The sequence below is a fragment of the Atribacter sp. genome (assembly GCF_035418125.1).
Taxonomy (GTDB): domain Bacteria; phylum Atribacterota; class Atribacteria; order Atribacterales; family Atribacteraceae; genus Atribacter; species Atribacter allofermentans.
This window is the reverse complement of the sequence record NZ_DAOLQM010000332.1, coordinates 1-1,945: the sequence shown is the minus strand read 5'-3', so window position 1 is coordinate 1,945 and position 1,945 is coordinate 1. Positions and strand designations below refer to the sequence as shown.

At 38.1% G+C, this 1,945-nt stretch carries 2 protein-coding genes; one reads left to right on the top strand and one right to left on the bottom strand.

Annotation, left to right across the window (positions count from 1 at the left end; all coding sequences use genetic code 11):
- Nucleotides 1-1,184 (bottom strand): DUF2207 domain-containing protein (locus PLK24_RS11130; protein WP_324479144.1); only part of this gene is annotated, 1,184 nt, incomplete at its 3' end.
- 576 nt (nucleotides 1,185-1,760) lie between these two features.
- Here PLK24_RS11130 and PLK24_RS11125 point away from each other — a divergent pair.
- A partial coding sequence (locus tag PLK24_RS11125) for a hypothetical protein (RefSeq protein ID WP_324479143.1) occupies nucleotides 1,761-1,945 on the top strand: 185 nt, incomplete at its 3' end.

The following is a 1,945-nucleotide window of genomic DNA, read 5'->3' as shown; positions in this document are numbered from 1 at the left end:
AAATTTCCTGCTTCAGTAGTCGATTTTGAAAGGCGTTTTTGCATATCTTGAAAATTGAAAACATTTTCAGTAGCAAAGCGGGCTAAAAACTTAAGGAGTAATCCCTCAGAATGGGAAAGATCGCTACCGGGTTCATTTTTTTTGATTTGAATCCCTTGACCATTTTGTATTTCTTTAAAATCAATATAGTCTTTATGGTAAAGGTTCATCATAGCTGATGCTATTCCATCTTTGTCAACCTTTCCGGCTAAATTTTTTACCATAGCGTTGATGAAATCGGGCGGATCATCACTGGGGATTTCCCGTTCATATATCCCCTGATAAGTGATGACATGCTCCTTTCCCATAAACCAAAAAATAAGAAAGAACAAAAAACCAAATATGATGAGAAGGACTAGCCAGGGTAACCAAGCCGAACGAACTGTTTTAGTGTAAACATTTTCGATTGGTTTTAGTTCTTCAATGGTTAAGGTTGGATTATCAGCGGCATAGGGGAGATCGGAAGCGGGATCAGTGAGGAATCGGACCTCGGCAAAGGATTCCGGTGGAAAATGAGATGTTATAAAGGTAAATCGATTTCCACTTTGAACCATTTTTACCGAAGGGTGTTGATAGATGGTGTTGATGTGAACCGATTCGGGAAAATCAAAAATACCCGATATTTTCCCAACCGGTGCATCCCATTGTCCCCAATATTGTCGGAAAATTTGCGCTATTTGCGGGCCATTTTCAAAAATACCTCGTGCTCGGTAAGTAACATGAAGACGAATGAGGGGGGATTGTTTGGGATCCAGCCTTTCATAACTTCCCACAGGAACTAACCATACCCGAGCTTCAAATCCGTTTGATTGTTTACGAAGAAACTCCACTGATTGGGTTTCGATTCCTTCGGTCCAGAGTTGGATATTATCAATTTCGACATATCGCGAAGGAGGGATTTCACGATAGAGGCCTCGAAAGGGTTTTCTCATTTGGTAATCGATAATTTCATGAACTTCAAAGCTCCCATCGGGCAACATTTGGTGGTGAATAGTTGCAGAAGGGATTGAATAAAGAGAGTTAAAGAACCATTTGAAGTAGGGATTTCCTCCGATAGTTTGGACAATAATGAATAATACAATCAAAACTACCAAACCAATAATCCATTTTGCTAAGCCCCATTTTTTGCTTGCGCTGGTATGCACTATTCTAACCTCGCTTTCGAGGATTACATTCTAAACACTCAGACTTAAAAAGTTTAAACAATTGGTTGTTTAAACTTTTTAAATTTCAGTTGGTTACATAATTTTCTTTAAAAAGTAATTCTTAATTCTTTATAGAAAGTGCTTTCAATTCATGGATAATGGTTTTATGTGCATATATTGTAATGAAAATTATACCTTTATACAACAGAAAATTATTTACTATCCTGAAAATATCATCAAATGAATTCCCCCATTGAGGGGGGATTTAAGGGGGGTGTGCCTTGTCTTTTTTTGTTTATTCTTTTTTCACCAATATTGGTATTTTCAGGATAGACCCTCATGCTGCTTAGCAGCATCAGATGAAGATGAAATATAGCTATCCAGAAATCAACTTCCCCCTTTAGAAAAGGGAGTTAGGGGGATTTGAGTTTTTTAGTAACTAATCGAATCCCGAACCTTCTCCCTTTATTTAAAGAGAGAGGAATAAAAAAGATTAAAGTCAAGAGATTGCCACGTCACTTCGTTCCTCGCAATGACGAGTCAGAGTTCCTTCTCCCTTGATGGGAGAAGGTCAGGATGAGGGTGAAAAGCCAAAGATTCGACATGCCATGGCATGTCGCTACATTAAACGAAGATCGGGCACAATACATTGTGCTCCTCCATTTTTTGATTCTTTTGTGGGGGCTTGATTTATCATGCCCGTGGGTTTTCAGGATAGATAAAATGAGTTATTTGAAAAAAAGGAATAAGAAGTATTTTAA